16 protein-coding genes are annotated in these 17,021 nt (G+C 55.0%); 6 read left to right on the top strand and 10 right to left on the bottom strand.

Going from position 1 to position 17,021, the window contains the following annotated elements; all coding sequences use genetic code 11:
- The first annotated feature begins 4 nt into the window (after positions 1 to 4).
- Positions 5 to 1,459 carry an MFS transporter gene (locus GW579_RS13340; RefSeq protein ID WP_165059461.1) on the top strand — a complete coding sequence of 485 codons (1,455 nt, stop codon included), beginning with the start codon at positions 5 to 7 and terminating at the stop codon, positions 1,457 to 1,459.
- On the opposite strand, the gene GW579_RS13335 is transcribed toward GW579_RS13340, so the two are convergent.
- Positions 1,456 to 2,199, bottom strand: coding sequence for a type 2 GTP cyclohydrolase I (locus GW579_RS13335; protein WP_152326482.1), 744 nt, complete (start codon positions 2,197 to 2,199; stop codon positions 1,456 to 1,458). The two genes, GW579_RS13340 and GW579_RS13335, sit on opposite strands and share 4 nt — an antisense overlap.
- 120 nt (positions 2,200 to 2,319) lie before the next feature.
- On the opposite strand from GW579_RS13335, the gene GW579_RS13330 reads away from it, so the two are divergent.
- The 3 genes from GW579_RS13330 to GW579_RS13320 all read left to right on the top strand — a co-directional run bounded on the left by GW579_RS13330 (position 2,320) and on the right by GW579_RS13320 (position 4,535).
- On the top strand, positions 2,320 to 3,612 hold the full coding sequence (locus GW579_RS13330) for an FAD-dependent oxidoreductase (RefSeq protein WP_338105842.1): 1,293 nt from the start codon (positions 2,320 to 2,322) through the stop codon (positions 3,610 to 3,612).
- Positions 3,609 to 3,881, top strand: a complete 273-nt coding sequence (locus GW579_RS13325) for a ferredoxin family protein (RefSeq protein ID WP_165059458.1) — start codon at positions 3,609 to 3,611, stop codon at positions 3,879 to 3,881. Before GW579_RS13330 ends, GW579_RS13325 begins: the two co-directional genes overlap by 4 nt.
- Positions 3,882 to 3,968: 87 nt before the next feature.
- Positions 3,969 to 4,535, top strand: coding sequence for a glycerol-3-phosphate responsive antiterminator (locus tag GW579_RS13320; protein ID WP_101075745.1), 567 nt, complete (start codon positions 3,969 to 3,971; stop codon positions 4,533 to 4,535).
- On the opposite strand, the gene GW579_RS13315 is transcribed toward GW579_RS13320, so the two are convergent.
- The 5 genes from GW579_RS13315 to GW579_RS13295 all read right to left on the bottom strand — a co-directional run bounded on the left by GW579_RS13315 (position 4,532) and on the right by GW579_RS13295 (position 10,062).
- Positions 4,532 to 5,491, bottom strand: a complete 960-nt coding sequence (locus GW579_RS13315) for an electron transfer flavoprotein subunit alpha/FixB family protein (RefSeq protein WP_165059456.1) — start codon at positions 5,489 to 5,491, stop codon at positions 4,532 to 4,534. The genes GW579_RS13320 and GW579_RS13315 overlap by 4 nt on opposite strands.
- On the bottom strand, positions 5,491 to 6,270 hold the full coding sequence (locus GW579_RS13310; protein WP_165059455.1) for a hypothetical protein: 780 nt from the start codon (positions 6,268 to 6,270) through the stop codon (positions 5,491 to 5,493). Before GW579_RS13310 ends, GW579_RS13315 begins: the two co-directional genes overlap by 1 nt.
- Positions 6,267 to 7,616 carry an MFS transporter gene (locus tag GW579_RS13305; protein ID WP_165059453.1) on the bottom strand — a complete coding sequence of 450 codons (1,350 nt, stop codon included), beginning with the start codon at positions 7,614 to 7,616 and terminating at the stop codon, positions 6,267 to 6,269. Before GW579_RS13305 ends, GW579_RS13310 begins: the two co-directional genes overlap by 4 nt.
- Before the next feature lie 137 nt (positions 7,617 to 7,753).
- A complete protein-coding gene (locus GW579_RS13300) occupies positions 7,754 to 9,208 on the bottom strand; it encodes an FAD-binding oxidoreductase (RefSeq protein WP_165059451.1) in 1,455 nt (484 codons plus the stop codon).
- A 68-nt stretch (positions 9,209 to 9,276) separates the two neighbouring features.
- Positions 9,277 to 10,062, bottom strand: a complete 786-nt coding sequence (locus GW579_RS13295; RefSeq protein WP_165059449.1) for an SDR family oxidoreductase — start codon at positions 10,060 to 10,062, stop codon at positions 9,277 to 9,279.
- A 319-nt stretch (positions 10,063 to 10,381) separates the two neighbouring features.
- Here GW579_RS13295 and GW579_RS13290 point away from each other — a divergent pair, with 319 nt between their 5' ends.
- Together GW579_RS13290 and GW579_RS13285 are read left to right on the top strand one after the other, a co-directional pair.
- Positions 10,382 to 11,671 carry an MFS transporter gene (locus tag GW579_RS13290; protein ID WP_165059447.1) on the top strand — a complete coding sequence of 430 codons (1,290 nt, stop codon included), beginning with the start codon at positions 10,382 to 10,384 and terminating at the stop codon, positions 11,669 to 11,671.
- 13 nt (positions 11,672 to 11,684) lie between these two features.
- Complete coding sequence (locus GW579_RS13285; RefSeq protein ID WP_235937369.1) at positions 11,685 to 13,148, top strand: FGGY-family carbohydrate kinase; 1,464 nt, start codon at positions 11,685 to 11,687, stop codon at positions 13,146 to 13,148.
- Positions 13,149 to 13,196: 48 nt separating this feature from the next.
- On the opposite strand, the gene GW579_RS13280 is transcribed toward GW579_RS13285, so the two are convergent.
- From GW579_RS13280 to GW579_RS13265, 4 genes are all read right to left on the bottom strand, one after another.
- The gene (locus GW579_RS13280) at positions 13,197 to 14,180 is read right to left on the bottom strand and encodes an MBL fold metallo-hydrolase (protein WP_165059445.1); all 984 of its coding nucleotides are present in this window, start codon (positions 14,178 to 14,180) and stop codon (positions 13,197 to 13,199) included.
- Positions 14,181 to 14,215: 35 nt separating this feature from the next.
- The gene (gene phrB, locus GW579_RS13275) at positions 14,216 to 15,655 is read right to left on the bottom strand and encodes a deoxyribodipyrimidine photo-lyase (protein ID WP_165059443.1); all 1,440 of its coding nucleotides are present in this window, start codon (positions 15,653 to 15,655) and stop codon (positions 14,216 to 14,218) included.
- 10 nt (positions 15,656 to 15,665) lie between these two features.
- Positions 15,666 to 16,619: a YbgA family protein gene (locus GW579_RS13270; protein ID WP_165059441.1), complete on the bottom strand. Its 954-nt coding sequence runs from the start codon at positions 16,617 to 16,619 to the stop codon at positions 15,666 to 15,668.
- Positions 16,620 to 16,811: 192 nt separating this feature from the next.
- Positions 16,812 to 17,018 carry a YbfA family protein gene (locus GW579_RS13265; protein WP_095921190.1) on the bottom strand — a complete coding sequence of 69 codons (207 nt, stop codon included), beginning with the start codon at positions 17,016 to 17,018 and terminating at the stop codon, positions 16,812 to 16,814.
- Between the last annotated feature and the right edge of the window lie 3 nt (positions 17,019 to 17,021).

Below are 17,021 nucleotides of genomic sequence, written 5' to 3'. Positions count from 1 at the left end.
CGTCGTGAAAAAGCCACTGGCCTTATTTTTTCCGCTCTACACCACCACATTACTGATGCTGTTGGGTTCCGGCCTGCTCACTACCTACATTTCCCTGCGCCTGTCGGCGATTAACGTCAGCGGCGCGATGATCGGTGCCATCATTGCGGCGAACTACATCGGGCTGGTGATCGGCGGCAAAGTCGGCCATATCCTGATCGCCCGCGTCGGGCACATCCGCGCCTACGTATCCTGTTCCGGGATTATCACCGCCGCCGTACTCGGTCACGGCCTGACCGACATTATCCCGGTCTGGGTGGTGCTGCGCCTGATCATCGGTCTGTGCATGATGGTGCAATATATGGTGCTGGAAAGCTGGCTCAACGATCAGGCCGAAGCGAACCAGCGCGGCGTGGTCTTCGGCTTTTATATGGTGGCGTCGTATCTCGGGATGTCGCTCGGTCAGGTCGTTCTGATGCTCAACAGCGATTTAGGCGTCAGCACACTGATCGTTATCGCGCTGTGTTTTGCGCTGTGTCTGGTGCCGATTGCATTAACCACGCGCACCAACGTCGGCCATATGTCTCCCGCGCCGATGGAGCTGAAATTCTTTATCCGTGCCATTCCCAAAGTACTGGCGATCACGCTGGTCATCGGCATGGTTGTCGGTTCGTTCTACGGTATGGCACCGATTTACACCAGTCAGCAATCGCTCACTACGCAGCAAACCGGTCTGTTTATGGCGCTGGCGATTTTCGCCGGGCTGCTGGCCCAGTTCCCGCTGAGCTGGCTGTCTGACCGCTATAACCGCAACATGCTGATGCGGATTAACGCCATTTTGCTGGCGCTGACGGCGCTGCCCCTGGCGCTGTTCAGCCATATCTCTTTCCCGCTGCTGCTCGGCATCGGTTTTATCGTCAGCCTGATGCAGTTCACGCTCTATCCGCTGGTGGTCGCGCTGGCGAATGACATGATTGAGCCGGAGCGGCGCGTTTCGCTTTCCGCCTGTTTGCTGATGGCATTTGGCGTCGGTGCCTGTATCGGGCCGTTAGCCGTTGGCGCGCTGATCCAGCCGCTGGGCGGCAATATTCTGTATGCCTTTTTCGCACTGTGCGGCGCAGGCATTGTGGCGTTAAGCCGTACGTCGAAGAAAGAAGAAGAAACGCAAATGGCGGTCGATGCACCCGTTCCGCACATCGCTATGCCGGACAGCCTGAGCAGTTCACCGCTGTCACCGGCGCTGAATCCGGCGTTTGACGAACAGATGATTCAGGACACCATGCCCGCCCCCGAAAACGTGGTTGAACCGGTTATCGGAGAGACAAACGAAGAACCCGTCGAGGAAGAAGAGGAAAGCAAATATCCACCGCAGGGTGCAGACCCTGAAGTGGATACCGGATTACAGCGGGCATTTACGCTGCTGGAAGACAGCGTTTCAGAAAATAGTGTTGCCGAAGAAACAACCGAAAAGAAAAATTAAGCCGGGTTATCGATGTCGATAAACATCACATCTAACCCGTGCTCATTTTGCAGCCATTCGCCCAGCGCTTTCACGCCGTAACGTTCTGTGGCGTGATGGCCTGCAGCGAAGAAATGCAGCCCCATCTCGCGTGCGATGTGAATGGTTTGCTCAGAAACCTCACCGCTGATAAACGCATCCACGCCAAATTCTGCCGCTTTCTGAATGTAGCCCTGACCACCGCCTGAACACCACGCCACACGACGGATTTCCGCCGGTGCATTTTGCGCACTGTGCAGCACACTGCGATCCAGAATTCTTTCGATGCGCTGACGGAATTCGTTGCCGCTAAGCGGCGTATCGAGCTCGCCATACGGCAGCAGCAACGCGATTTCACCCTGTACGGTAATGCCAAACAGTTTCGCCAGCTGCGCGTTATTGCCCAGCTCCGCGTGACCGTCGAGCGGCAAATGATAGGCGTACATATTGGTGTCAGTCGCCAGCAACGTTTTAAGACGGTTGCGTTTCATGCCGCGAATTTCAACCGGTTCGTCTTTCCAGAAATAACCGTGGTGAACCAGAATCGCATCGGCTTCAACAGCGATGGCGGCATCCAGCAGATCCTGAGAAGCCGTCACGCCGGTCACGATGCGCTGCACATTGCTGCGGCCTTCGACCTGCAAACCGTTCGGCGCATAATCTTTGTAGTTGCTGATATCCAGTTTCTGGTTAATCAGCTTTTCAAGCTGGAAATTGTTCATGGAGTTTCACTTATCTGTCATGGCGAATGCAGCAGATAATATACGACAACGCCAGTCCTGCTCAAAATCAATGACGGGAACTGCCGGATTGTTATTCTGGTTTCCTCACTTTTCAACGGATTGAAGAAGATGCAGGAAAATGATTGCGACGTCATCATCGTCGGCGGCGGAATAGCCGGTTGCACCAGTGCATTGCTGTTAGCCCGCGCGGGCCTTAGCGTTATTTTGCTGGAAAGAGGCGCACAGGCGGGAAGCAAAAACAGTTCCGGCGGGCGCATTTATACACATACCCTTTCACAAATCCTGCCCGATTTCGCGCAAAGCGCCCCGCTTGAACGCCGCGTAACGCAGGAAAGGCTCTCAATGCTGACAGGCGACAGCATGACAACGTTGGATCACCGGCAGACTGCTGACGCCGCATGCTCATGGACCGTATTGCGTGCGCGGTTTGATCCCTGGCTGATGGAACAGGCGCAGCTCGCCGGTGCGCAGTGCATTACGGATACGCAGGTCGAAGGGTTGATGAAGCAAGGCAACCGCGTGACCGGCGTCAGAATCGGCGATGACCAGCTGACTGCGCGCGCCGTTATTCTGGCGGAAGGGGCGAATTCGCTTCTGGCGCAACGGTGTCTCGCCTCGCCAAAACCCTCTGCGGAAAACATGGCAACGGGCGTAAAAGAGGTGCTCGCGCTGCCGCGTGAAAAGCTGGAAGAACGTTTCGGGCTGGAAGGCGATCAGGGCTGCGCATGGCTGTTTGCGGGGCAGCCGACCGCCGGAAAAGTCGGTGGCGGTTTTCTGTATACCCATCGAGACACCCTCTCGCTCGGTGTGGTCTGCAACCTTTCTCAGCTCAGCGATAGCGCGCGCAGCCTGCCGCAGATGCTCGACAACTTCAAACAACATCCCGCCCTGCGCCCGTTACTTAAACAGGCTGAAGTCATGGAATACAGCGCGCACATGATCCCCGAAGGCGGGCTGAATGCCCTGGCACCGCTGTCCGGCGATGGCTGGCTGGTTGCCGGTGACTGCGCCGGTTTTTGTCTGAATGCCGGGCACACGGTTCGCGGAATGGATCTGGCGATGATGTCTGCGCAGGCTGCGGCCGTAACGCTGATTCATGCGCACCGGAAAAGCGATTTCAGCGCCGCCTCACTTTCCCTATACCGCGAGCATTTGCAGCGCAGCGCGCTGTGGCCGCTGATGACGCAATACCGCCATTTGCCCGCCGATTTACTCCGTTCGCCGCAGGCTTTCAGCCGCTATCCGCAACTTTCCGCTGATCTGCTGCACAGTCTTTTTCACGTCGGCGAACAACCGTCCGTGCCGCTTCGCCGTTTACTCTGGCGTCATGCCCGCCGTGCCGGGTTGTGGCAGTTACTGAAAGACCTGCGTAAAGGAGCGCGTAGCCTGTGAACCTGAATGACAAACTCGCCAAAAATTACTATCAGCCGGAAAATACCGCCCACATCGTGGTGGCCGGCAACGCGCAGCAAAGTGCGCTGAAGATCCTGCTGAATGCCTGCCCGGCCGGGCTTTACCGGATGAACGAAACCGGAGAAATCACCTTTGATCCGAACGGCTGTCTTGAATGCGGCACCTGCCGCATTGTCTGCCACGACGAGGCGTTTTCCCTCTGGCGTTATCCGGCTGCCGGTTGCGGTGTGACATTTCGTTTCGGGTAAAACTCTGGGAGGTGGCGCGGGGTTGTAAACACGGAAAGCTGCTATGTTTTCAGCTGCATAACATTACATTTCAACGGAGCTTCTCCTGTGTCTATTTTGCAATTATTGAATCAACACCCGGTCATCGCCGCAGTGAAAGACACTGAAAGCCTGAACGCCGCCCTGCTGTCGGACTGCAAAATCATCTCGGTGCTGTACGGGAATATCTGCAATATCGGCGCGATTGTTCAGCGGATTAAAAAGGCTGAAAAATACGCGTTTATCCATGTCGATCTGCTGGACGGCACGTCCAATAAAGAGATCGTGATTAATTTTCTGAAAATCGTCACCACGGCAGATGGCATCATCAGCACCAAAGCCTCGATGATCAAAGCCGCGAAAGCGCAGGGATTTTTTGGTATTCACCGGATGTTTCTGCTCGACTCGATTTCATTTCACAACATCGATAAACAGGTGGCGCAGTCGAACCCGGATTGTGTGGAAATCTTGCCGGGCTGCATGCCGAAAGTGCTGGGCTGGGTATCGGAGAAAATCGATCTGCCGATTATTGCCGGCGGGCTGGTATGTGATTTAGAAGATGCAACCAGCGCGCTGAACGCCGGTGCCGTGGCCGTTTCCACCACCAACACCGGCGTCTGGCAGCTGAAATTCTAAACGCTGGTGCAGGAATAACACGCGGCGAGCGCAGACAAAACATCATCCAGATCGTCCACAATGCCGACGTCCGCCTGCGCAAAAATCGCGGCATGCGGGTCGGTATTGATTGCCACGATAAACTCACTGCGATCAATGCCTGCCATCAGCGCCGCGGCACCTGACGCTCCGGCCACGATGCACACGTCGGGCGCTGCGACCACGCCGGAAATCCCCACCATCCGCGACATTTCACACCAGGCATTCATCGCCACAGGACGGCTGCATCCCGGCTCTGCGTGGATTTGCCGGGCGAATGCCTCCAGCCGCCGCACTTGTTCCGCGCTGCCCGCTCCCTGCCCGATCACCAGAACGGCGGAGGCATTATGCAAACCGTTATCCGGCAGTTGCGGTTCCTGCTGAAAATCCACCAGCCAGCCAGCTGGCGCAGACGGCGCTGAAAAATCCGTTTCCTGGGCGTGAACTGGCGTGGTTCGCGCGGGTTTCCCGCCCGTTGCCGCCACCGAAATACACAGCGAAGAACCGTTCAGCGTTCGCGTCGCCCACATCCGGCTGCCGTACGCGGGCCTGACCACACGCCAGTGTGTTTCACTTCTTTCGGCTTTAACGACGCCGGTTCCACTGACACCACCGATCCGGAACGCCAGCCGTGTGGCCAGTTCGTCCGCCGCTTCACCGCTTGCGCACAGTAAAAGTTTTGCCGGACGCTGATCAAACAAAGCCGTCAGTGCCTCTAGCGCCGGTTCTGCCAGGCCGTTTTCGGGAAGCGAAATCCAGACGATATGCCGGACATCGCAGGCCATTTGCGGTAAAACATCCGGCTTATCTGCGTCATACAACAACCACATCTCGGCGGAACCGGATAACATCGGATTCGCGCGGAGAAAATCATTTTGCATCTGCGCCTGCGACAAAAATCCCCGCTGGCGGCAGTCAAGAATAATAGCGATGTTCATCAGTTTCCCCGCGATTTCAGGTAACCGGTATACAGCGTCAGGGCTTTGTCCGCCGGGCTGCCGCCTTCGATGATCATTGCACCGCGTCGCGCATTTCTCAGAGCCAGCGTAACGACCTGCACCGGCGGTAATTTCGCGAGCGATTCTGCCCGCAGGACATCAAGAGGTTTGCGCGCCGCCGCCAGTTTTTGTTTCAGCGTCGGAATACGCAACAGGCGATCCTGCGCAGCCTGCCCGGCGACCAGCACTACCGGCAGCCGCACAGTGAGTGTCTGCATCGCTTCCTGCGTTTTCCTGACGACGCGCAACAACGTTGGGTCTTCAGCGCGCCTGATATCGCAAACCTGCGTGATGCACGGCCAGCCCAGCATTTCCGCCAGCAGCGGCCCGGTTTGCCGGTTCTGCCCTTCACTGCTCTGCGGGCCTAAAATAATCACCCCGGTTTTTTCGTCCTGATGATGGAAACCGGCAATCAGCGCAGCGATGGCTTCGGGATGAAAACGCAGATCCTCAGCCGCTGCGTCAATGCGCACCGCACGCTGAAAATCCAGCGCCAGCAACGTTTTCAGCACCGGTGTGGTCTGTTCGCCGCCGACGGTGAGCAATCTCAGGCTGGCGTCGGTGAGGCTCAGGGCCATGTCTGCCGCGCTCTGGTCAAATCCGCTCAGCTGCCAGCGGGCGAAATCATAGGAAATGCCCTTTTGCTCAGCCGCCTGCCAGTCGCTGGCCGAAAGCATTGATAAATCCGGTTCCACTTTTACGCACACAACAATATTCACAGGCCATTTCCTTGTTTCGCCACGGTAAGCGGTGAAGACGCGCCGACCAGCGTCATTCCTTTAGTTTCCGGTGCCCAGAGAATCGAAATGACCGCGCCCAGCAGCAATATTCCCGCCAGCAGCAGCGTGGTGTTTTGGATCCCCAGCGTCAGCACGGAAACCGGCAGTAAACCGGTGCCGATAGCCGAACCGAAACGGCTCATCGACGTCGCAAATCCGACGCCCAGCGAGCGGATATCGGTGGGGAAACTCTCAGCCGGAAACACGCCGACCAGATTGCTGACCGCTGAAATAGCCAGTGTGAACAGGGCAAACAGAAAGAGCGTTAATCCGGCATAGCCTTCAGGAAGTACGCTCATCACAGCGAGACAAAACGTCAGCAAAAGGAACGAGCCAATCAGAAAGCCGCGTCGGGAGCAGGTCACCGTCAGGCCAATTCCGGCCAGCGAGCCCGCCACCAGCAAGGTATTGAGAAGCAAATCCGTGCTCAGGCCGGGCGTCAGGCCAATGAGGGCGATAATGGCGGGCAAAAATGTATAAATCGCAAAATACGGCACCACCAGACAGACAAAGAACAGGCTGTTAAACGCCGTCCGCCGCCAGTATCTGGCCGAAAAAAGGGTTTTAAGATGATGCGAAGTCGCCACGGCGATCTCATCGTTAAGCGTGACGTTCGGGCCAAAACAGCGCAGCACCACGCGATGCGCCGCTGCGAATTGCCCTTTTTGCATCAGCCAGCGCGGAGATTCCGGCGTGCCGATGCGCAGCAACATAATCAGAACCGCCGGGATCGCCGATGAGGCCAAAAGCCAGCGCCAGGCGTCCGGGCCGAAATCGGCCATCAGATGGCCGGTCAGCGTGGCGCTGACGTAGCCGAGCGTCCATATCACGCTGAAAGAACCGAGCAAAATGCCCCGGTGTTTACGCGGGGAAAACTCCGCCAGCATGGTGTGCCCGACGGAATAATCACCGCCCAGCCCGATACCCACCAGCACGCGTAGCCAGAACAACTGTTCCGGCGTCTGGGCAAAAAACTGACCAACAGAGGCCAGCGTGATGATGATAAAGCTGTAATTAAAGATTTTCTGGCGGCCAATATGATCGGATAACCATCCCAGAAACAGGCTGCCGATAAACAGGCCAAACAGCGCGGAACTGCCGATCAGCCCCTGCCAGAACGGCGTCAGCTGCATTTGCGGCGTGAGCTGAACCAGTGCAAAACCAATCATGCCGAGCACATAACCGTCTGTCAGATGCGCGCCGAACGTCAGCCCGGCCATTTTGATGTGAAAGGCGTTGAGCGGGATGTCATCCATACTGACCTGAACCGTTTTATCTGCGGCCATGTTTCGCTCCGTGTCGGGTGATGCTCATTATTCTTCCCTTTTAAGAAGGGAAAATGGGGGATGAACTCAAACTGCATAGCCGCCAGCCAAGCCCCCTCCTAACACCTCCCCCTTCACAGGGGGAGGTGTAAATCACATTATTTTTCAATCGGATAAATTGTACCCGCATTCATAATCCCTTTCGGGTCGTAAACGTCTTTCAGCGCCTTCAGAATGTAGTAGGCGCTGCCGTGCTCATCTTTGGTCCAGTGCGTGCGGTGTTTGCCGATGCCGTGGTGATGTACCATCGAGCCGCCCTGTTTGATGGTTTCCTCGACAATGATTTTGTTCAGCGGATTGTGGTACTTGTTGATTTCCTCTTCCGGCTTGCAGTCCATCACGTTGTAATCGTAGACAAAATACATGTTGGTGCCGTTGATGTAGCTGTGTGAGGAGTGACCGCCGAGCATGGTGATATCATCCGCGTGCGGGAATTCATCGCGAATGCGGCGAATGACATTTTCATAAATAGTGTGAATACTCGACCAGTCGCCGGAGACTTCCGTGGTGAAGCCCATGTTATTGGTCTTCAGGATTTGCTCACGCTCTGCGGCCACTTTTTCCGGGCCCCAGTTCAGGTGGTTAAACCAGCGTTCGATGAGCGCGCTGTCCACTTTCTGACATTCCGGATGCTGCGCCACAATCCCTTCGATGCCTGCACCAGTCGCCCGCGCAATGCCCGGCGTCCCTTCGGCCATGAAGATCAGCACGCATTTACCGTCAGCGAAATGCGTAAAATGCTGGCTGCCGTCTTCGGCGTCATACAGACGGGCAATGGACGGACGATAACCGTCAACCATCACTTCACGCAGAATGTCGAAACCGGTCTGCATGTTTTCCAGCGTATAACCGTAGAACAGATTATTTTCCGGCATGTATTTGAAAATTTTTACCGTCACTTCAGTGATATAGCACAGCGCACCTTCGTTACCGATAATCACATGGCGGATATCCGGCCCGGCCGCCCGGCGTGGCACGTTTTTGATGCGGGTGATTTTTCCGTCCGGGAACACCGCTTCCAGCCCGACCACCATGTCTTCAATGGCACCATACAGCGTGGAAAACTGCCCGATGCTGCGCGTGGCTACCAGGCCGCCCATCTGCGCCAGCGGCTTGGACTGCGGCGAATGTCCGGTGGTGTAACCCTGCGCACGCAGCTGATTTTCCAGCACTTCCAGCGGCACGCCGCACTGCGCCGTCGCCTGCATATTGCGGATATCGATTTTGACAATTTTATTCAGACCGGAACCGTCGAGCACCACCGAGTTTTTCACCACGGTTTCCAGCCCGCCTTCAGTGGCGGATGCGCCGGTACGCGGCACGCAGTTAATTTCGTGTTTATTCAGAAACGCCAGCACGTCGGATACCTGCTGCGTGTTGTGCAGCTTCACGACCGCCGCAGGCAGTGGCAGCGTGAAAACGTTATGAATATCGGCATACTTACGGAAGCGATCGACGCTGTTTTTCTTCAGCACTTCCTCATCGGTAATGACCTGCGCCGGACCGACGATCTCTTTTAAATGATCAACAATGGCTTCACGGGATAACGACATAAATAATCCTTATTTCTTCAGTAAATTTAAATCAGACTCAGGAACCACCCTGAATACGCATAACAAAATTAACGGACTAAATAACCGCCATCGACAACCACAAGGTGTCCGTTAACATAATTTGACGCGCGACTGGCTAAGAAGACCATTGTCCCCATTAAATCCTGGGTTTCTCCCCAGCGGTTTGCCGGAATGTGATCTAATACGCGCTGATTGGTGACCGGGTTTTTCCGGGTTTCAACCGTAATATCGGTGGCGTAATATCCTGGCGCAATCCCGTTGACCTGAATGTTATATTGCCCAAGTTCATCGCAATACGCTTTGGTAAAGCCGGCCAGCGCATGTTTTGTGGCGGAATAAGCCGGAGACCATTGCCCGCCCAGATATGAGAACAGCGAACAAATATTAATAATTTTCCCTTCATTTTTAGGGATCATGATTTTCGCGGCTTCATGGCTTAATTCGAACGCCGCGGTCAGATTTATATTAATCATCGGATCCCAGTCTTCACGACCAAAATCCAGCACTTTATTGAGCTTACAGATCCCAGCGTTGTTGACCAGAATATCCACCGTGCCGAAGGTTTTCAGACATTGCTCAATCACACGCGCCGGCGCGCCTTTTTCGGTGATGTCTACCTGCATAAACTCAACGCGACTTCCTTGCAATTCAATCAGTTCACGCGTTTCGCCTTTGTCCATAATGAAACTCGGAATAAACAAATTGGCTCCGGCCTTGGCCAGTGCGACCGAAAAGGCCTGGCCCAAACCACTATTTCCGCCAGTGACGATGGCCGTTTTTCCTTTCAGAGAGAAGAAATCCAGTGAAAACTCATTCAGCGCGTTCAACGACATGGTGAAGCTCCTGACCTGAAAAAATCCAAAAAAAAAGAGAAAAGCAATCTTCCCCGGAAATAAAGGGAAGCTACTTTTCTCATCGGCTCTAGTAACTGGCTTTAAGGTGTACCATGTTTAATTAGCCGGATTCCGTGAGCAGACTCACAAAAAACTCGTTTAATAATTCTGTGAGATTTCTCACGGTAAATTAATATTGCGGCATGCTATTACTATTCTCAGTTACCAGAGATCAAGAGAAAAGTAACTTCCCTCCTGCGGGGAAGTCTGCTTTTCTCTTTTTTTTTGCCTTAATCCGCTAAAAATACAGGGCAGCAATATGGAACCTTCTAATTTTCGTCGCTGGCTGACGCTGGCAATAATAAGTATCAGCGGCGGTGTCAGTTTTGATCTGGCTTACTTACGTTATATCTACCAAATACCCATGGCAAAGTTCATGGGATTTTCCAATACCGAAATAGGGTTAATTATGAGCACATTCGGTATTACGGCGATTATTTTATATGCACCCAGCGGAATTATTGCCGATAAATTCTCACACAAAAAAATGATGAGTTTTGCCATGATCGTCACCGGCCTGCTGGGCTTATTAATGGCCGTCTATCCGCCATTCTGGGTGATGATCGTCATTCAGGTGGCGTTCGCCATTACCACGATTTTAATGCTGTGGTCCGTTTCCATAAAAGCCGCGTCGTTGCTCGGAAATCACGAGGAACAGGGCAAAATTATGGGCTGGATGGAAGGCCTGCGCGGCGTCGGCGTCATGGCGCTGGCGGTCTTTACGATGTGGGTCTTTTCCCTGTTCGCCCCGGAAAATCCGGCCAGCCTGAAAGCCGTGATCCTGATTTACAGCGGCGTTTATATCCTGCTGGGCGTGCTGTGCTGGTTCTTCGTGCAGGACGGTTTTACGGTACGCAGCGACGAGAGCGGCACGCAAAAGTTCAGCCTGAAAGACATCACTTCGGTGCTGAAAATCAGTACCACCTGGTATTGCAGCCTGATCATTTTCGGCGTTTACACCATCTACGCGATCCTCAGCTATTCCACCAACTATCTGACGGAAATGTATGGCATGACGCTGGTCGCCGCCAGCTATATGGGCATCGTCATCAACAAGATTTTCCGCGCACTGTGCGGCCCGCTGGGTGGCATTATCACCACTTATACCCGGCTGAAATCCCCGACCCGTGCCGTCCAGCTATTGTCACTCGTGAGCATTATCACGCTGGTCGTTTTGCTGATAACCAACGCGCATCCCTCATCCGTCTTCATTGGCATCGGGCTTATTTTGCTGCTGGCGTTCGCCTGTTACGCTTCGCGCGGGTTGTATTTTGCCTGCATCGGCGAAGCCCGCACGCCGAAATACATCATGGGAACCACGGTCGGGATTTGCTCAGTGATTGGCTTTCTGCCAGACGTGTTTGTTTATCCGCTGGTCGGCCACTGGCAGGACACGCTGCCCGCCGCCGTGGCCTATCGCAACATGTGGCTGCTCGGCCTGGCGGCCACGGCCATGGTGCTCATTTTTACAGCATTACTGATCAGAAATATCCGCAGCCACGCCGTTCCGGCCGGGACCGCAAAGCAGCCAACACAGGAATTCATCTAACGGAGCGTTAAATATGGACAGCTTTTCAATGAACAAAAAATATCTGATGGGCGTGGATGTCGGTACACAAAGTGCAAAAGTGGTGATTTTCGATACGGAAGGCAACGTCATTTGCGAAGGCAAACAGGCGTTGCGAAAACTGGATATCTCCGCGCCGCTGCTGGCTGAACACCCGGACGATGACCTGTGGGATTCCCTGAAAGTCGCCTTCGGCAAAGTCATGGACAACTTCCATGCGCAGGGCGGCGACGCGAGCCAGATTCTGGCGATGGGCGTGTGCGTCATCCGCTGCTGCCGCGTGCTGCTCAAAGGCAACGGCGAGCTGGCGTGGCCGGTGATCAACTGGATGGATAAGCGCCTGAATAAACCTTATCAGCCACTTGAGTGCTACGGCGAGGTGAAATATGTCACGACGACATCCGGCTACATCACTCACCGCCTGACCGGCGAATTTAAAGATACCTGCGCCAATTACATCGGCTGGTGGCCGATGGACAATGACATGCTGGACTGGAGCACCGATCCTGCGCAATGGGAAAGCTGCAACCTGAGCCGCAGTCAGGTTTTCGATGTGGTGAAACCCGGTGAGATGCTCGGCTATCTGAGTGAAAAAGCCGCGCGCCAGATTGGCCTGCCCGCCGGGATCCCGGTGATTGCTACCGCGCACGACAAAGCCGTCGAGGCGCTGGGCGCAGGCACGCTCGAACCGGGTATCGCACTGATTTCGTTGGGCACCTACATTGGCGCGATGGTTCACGGCCACGAAAACGTCAAAAATGCGCAAAACTTCTGGCCGTTCCAGGCGTCAGTTCCGGGGCATTATTTGTATGAATGTATGGGCGTGCGCCGCGGAATGTGGACCATCAGCTGGTTCCACGACCAGTTTGGTGCCGCCGCGCTGGCCGATGCGCAGGAGAAAGACCTGAGCATCGAAGAATTACTCAACCGTGAAGCGACGAAAATTCCGGCAGGCTGCGAAGGATTGCTGACGGTTCACGACTGGGCACCGCCGTCAGAAGCCGAGTTCCGCAAAGGCGCGATGATAGGATTTGACGGACGCCATACCCGCGCACATATGTACCGCTCAATGCTCGAAGGCATCGCGTTTACCATGAAAAATCATATGGATAAGATGGCGGACGAACTGGGCATACCGTTCAAAGGCCTGATTATTTCCGGCGGCGGCGCAAACAGTGATTTATTCATGCAAATCTTCGCCGACGTGTTTGGCGTACCGACCCGACGTAATCTGATGAAAGGCTCGGCCGCCGTCGGGTGCGCGGTCAACGCCGGAATGGCCGCGGGTGTATTTGACAGCTACGAAAAAGCGACCGAAAAGATGGTGCGGATGGGTGAACATTTCACGCCCGACGGGAAAAATCATCAGCTTTATAACGCACTGAATGCAGACGTTTATCAGAAAATGAATATCTATTTAGATCCGCTGTTGCAGGCGCTGAGCCCGCGGGTGGATTAACGCGATACAGCTCAGAGGGAAACGGCCGTTTCCCTCTTTTTTATCCCCCTATTCCAGCGTCAGTCTGTCACCCTGCTGCATCCGGACAAACTTCAGACCCAGATTATTGCCTTTCTCAAGCTGCGCCATGATCTCTTTTTCGGGATCGGCACCGGCTTTCAGGCTGGGTTTGACGTGGCTGATAATTACCGTCAGCCCGTTCAGCGAACCTTCGCCACCGGCGTATTGTTGCAGGTAGCCAAGTTCTTTGAGCAACCAGTCTGGCGTCAGATGTCCGAAAAGTTTGCTGTCGGGCACGCCGTCCGGATACGACGTTTCGATGATTATCCCTTTCAGGCGTTTCGCTTTGATCTCTTCGCCGAGAACGCGCCAGGTGGCGTCGAGGTTTTTCGATTTCTCCACTTCATCCGGACCGGTATCACCGAAGAAAGCAAACGACTCTTTATTGCGGCTGATCAGAATCATGCTCGATGGCGTGCCGCCATGGCTAAGCGGGAAGATGCGGCCATCAAGGCCGGTCAGCCCCAGCGAGAAACGCTGATCGGGGCGTTGCAGATTCAGGCGGTACGTGCCGATGCGCAGGCCGCTGCCGGAATCCGTGAAATTCGGCCAGACGCGACCATTGAAGTAATGCTGACGCAATGTGCCGATAGTGTCGGCGGTGCCGTAAATCGGCTTTTTCGTGTCTTCCGGCGAGCTGATAATCAGCCCGGCCAGATGGTCGAGATGACCATGACTGATAAAATAACCGCCAATCAGATTACGGAAGACCGCGCCCTGCGGCGTCAGCGGGGCGGCGTTTTCTGCCGTCACCTCGGGGAAACTCCCCTTCTCCAGTGCCTTGCGGATCCCCGGTAAAACCGAACCGGCATCCAGCCCGAGATACAGTTTCTGGTCATCGCTGCGCACCAGATACGACGTCAGATTGCCCTCTTCGACGCCGCCGTTAACCCCGAGGGCGATGACATCAAAGCCCGCGGCTGCCGGGTTAATCCAGCAGCCAATCATCAGCGCCAGCAGGTATTTTTTCATCACATCGCTCCTTGTCGTGGTGAGCCTCGATAAGGTCAGCCCTCAGGCTGACTGCGCTTTTTCGCCGCCTCAAACGCCGCCAGCGTGTCCTTGCGGGCACGGGCGTGATCGATAACCGGCAGCGGATAGTCTAGCACGCGATGCTGTTTTTCAGCCCAACGATGCGGTTGATGAATGTCTCGTTCCGGCACATCCGCCAGTTCCGGCAGCCAGGCCTTGATAAAGCGTCCGGCTTTATCGAACCGTTCGCCCTGTGTGGTCGGGTTGAAAATGCGGAAATACGGTGCGGCGTCGGTACCGGTGGAAGCGCCCCACTGCCAGCCGCCATTGTTAGCGGCAAGGTCGCCGTCGAGCAGTTGCGACATAAAATAGCGCTCGCCTTCGCGCCAGTTGATCAGTAAATCTTTCACCAGGAAACTGGCGACAATCATCCGAAGACGGTTGTGCATCCAGCCAGTGGAATTTAGCTGGCGCATCGCCGCATCCACAATCGGATAGCCGGTTTTACCGTTTTTCCACGCCTGCAAATCGTCCGGCGCATCGCGCCAGCGCACGCTGTCAGTCCATTCAACAAAAGGCTGATGTTTGCATAGCTTCGGCCAGGCGACGATCAGATGGCGGTAAAACTCGCGCCACACCAGTTCGTTCAGCCACCCGAATGCGCCGCCGTCGGTTTTTTCCAGCACGTCGGGGCATTCCGTGCGCAGACGGTTAAGGCACTGACGCGGCGAAAGCACGCCAATCGCCAGATAAGGCGACAACGAACTGGTGCCGTCGATGGCCGGTAAATCGCGCTGTTCGAGATAATCCTGCACCTGCTCGCGGCAAAAACTGCGCAACTGATTCCGGGCGGCTTCCTCGCCGATTGCAAAATCATCGCCGATGGCCGCCAGCGGATAATCAAACGGCATCAGTTTATGCATCACCGGTTTTTCTACGTTTTCACGCGCCTGCGGCGCAGGCAGGGAACGGCTGTCAGACTCCGTCAGCCGCGCCAAAAAAGCCCGGCGGAACGGCGTGTAAACCTTGTACATTTCGTCGTTACCGGTGGTGACAGATCCCGGTGGCAACAGCAGGCTGTCATCAAAAGCGTGGCACATGACGGTATCGCTGACCGCTTTTTCCAGCGCCAGATCTCGCTGACGCTCGTTGATTTCATACTGTTTGTTGTAGAAAAGCGCATCAACCTTTTCACTGGCGCAAAAATCTTTCAGCCAGCTCACGCTGTCAGCAAAATCATCACACTGATGGTAATGCAGCGCAATACCGCGCTCTGCCAGGGAATGCTGTAATGCCTGAAGGTGCTGGTAGATAAACGTCGCCTGACGCGGCGCCATCTCGTGCTGTTTCCACTGCTCCGGCGTGGCAATAAATATCGCGATCACGCGCGCCTGCGGATCCTCACAGGCGGCGTGTAATGCACGGTTATCGGTAATGCGCAGATCGTTGCGGAACCAGACTAAATGCGTGGTCATAACTGTCCTTCTAATGTCCGTATCGTAAGCATAAGGCTTCAGGATAGGGCTCAAAATAACGCTGGCCCGAAAGGTAGGCGTCGGGATATTCCGACATGTAATGTTTCAGTAACGTGATGGGCGCGAGAAGCGGCTGCACGCCCTGACGGTAACGGTCGATCAGTCCCGCCAGTTCCTGGCGCTGTGACGAATTCAGCTGTTTACGGAAATAGCCCTGAACGTGCATCAGCACATTGGTGTGATTGCGCCGCGTGGCTTTGTGCTGCAACAGATTCATCAGGCGCTGGCGGTATTCAAGAAAGTATTCATCGAGGGAATCCCACTCCGCCATCGCGGCGACAAAACGCCCGAGCTCACGGTATTCCGGCTGCGAATGGGCCAGCAGGGAAAGTTTGTAGCGGCTGTGAAACGCCATCAGTTTGCCGCGTGTCAGGCCGCTTTCACGCAGCTGATTCAGCTCAAACAACGTGAAAACGCGTTCAACGAAATTCTCGCGCAGGACGGGATCATTCAACCTGCCGTCTTCTTCCACCGGCAGCCACGGATGCTGTTTCATCAGCTCCGCGGTAAAAATTCCGGTGCCGCTTTTCTTTGCATCCTTGCCGTTGGCGCTGTAAACCCGCACGCGTTCCATGCCGCAGCTTGGGGATTTCGCGCAAACGATATAGCCACACAGGTGCGTCATAGGCGCGACACGTTTTTCAGAATAGCTCTGCATTTTGCCGGTGATATCGACGGTTTCGTCATTGCTGAAACGCATCGCAACGCCGTCATCCCTTCTGACCAGTCGCAGTGCCGGACGCGGCGTCGGCAGACCAACCGCCATTTCAGGGCAAACCGGTTCGAAGCGAACATAAGGCGCGAGTTGCTCTACCGCAAATGCGAAACGCTTGTGGCCGCCATCGAAACGGACGTTGTCACCCAGCAGGCATGCGCTGATACCAATAGGAATTGTTTTCGTCATTGTCAGCTCCCGGCGTTGAAGGAAGAAATGGGAGTGTCAGCAGATCATCACCCTCATGTATAACCTTATCATAAGTTATACATAAAAATAATGTTGTACAGGTTTCTAAAAAGGACAATAAAAAACCCCATTGGGAAACGGGGTTTCTGGCTCCTCCCCCCTGCGAAGGGGGAGGACGGGAGGGGAGCTAAATCAGTAGAAATCCTGGGTCGCCATTTCAGCATGACTCAGCCACACCGGCTTATCGCTGGTTTTCATCCAGACACGGTGTAAATAGCTGTAAAAACGGGCGCGGTCAGCGCGAAACAACATGACCGGCAGGGCCAGCACACCGGCTGCGATAACAAAAGCGCGGCGGGCCAGTATGCGGGTCATTGTGTACGGCGTGTATTCATTCATGGC

Source organism: Rahnella contaminans, assembly GCF_011065485.1.
Taxonomy (GTDB): Bacteria; Pseudomonadota; Gammaproteobacteria; order Enterobacterales; family Enterobacteriaceae; genus Rahnella; species Rahnella contaminans.
The sequence above is the reverse complement of the archived record's forward strand: the minus strand, read 5'-3'. Positions and strand labels throughout refer to the sequence as shown.

Bases quoted from the DNA above. Each gene is read 5' to 3' on its own strand.
- GW579_RS13285 (WP_235937369.1), top strand. From the start codon at position 11,685: ATGGACAGCTTTTCAATGAACAAAAAATATCTGATGGGCGTGGATGTC.
- GW579_RS13265 (WP_095921190.1), bottom strand. From the start codon at position 17,018: ATGAATGAATACACGCCGTACACAATGACCCGCATACTGGCCCGCCGC.
- GW579_RS13280 (WP_165059445.1), bottom strand. From the start codon at position 14,180: ATGAAAAAATACCTGCTGGCGCTGATGATTGGCTGCTGGATTAACCCG.
- GW579_RS13290 (WP_165059447.1), top strand. From the start codon at position 10,382: ATGGAACCTTCTAATTTTCGTCGCTGGCTGACGCTGGCAATAATAAGT.
- GW579_RS13295 (WP_165059449.1), bottom strand. From the start codon at position 10,062: ATGTCGTTGAACGCGCTGAATGAGTTTTCACTGGATTTCTTCTCTCTG.
- GW579_RS13315 (WP_165059456.1), bottom strand. From the start codon at position 5,491: ATGAACATCGCTATTATTCTTGACTGCCGCCAGCGGGGATTTTTGTCG.
- GW579_RS13270 (WP_165059441.1), bottom strand. From the start codon at position 16,619: ATGACGAAAACAATTCCTATTGGTATCAGCGCATGCCTGCTGGGTGAC.
- GW579_RS13300 (WP_165059451.1), bottom strand. From the start codon at position 9,208: ATGTCGTTATCCCGTGAAGCCATTGTTGATCATTTAAAAGAGATCGTC.
- phrB (WP_165059443.1), bottom strand. From the start codon at position 15,655: ATGACCACGCATTTAGTCTGGTTCCGCAACGATCTGCGCATTACCGAT.
- GW579_RS13335 (WP_152326482.1), bottom strand. From the start codon at position 2,199: ATGAACAATTTCCAGCTTGAAAAGCTGATTAACCAGAAACTGGATATC.
- GW579_RS13305 (WP_165059453.1), bottom strand. From the start codon at position 7,616: ATGGCCGCAGATAAAACGGTTCAGGTCAGTATGGATGACATCCCGCTC.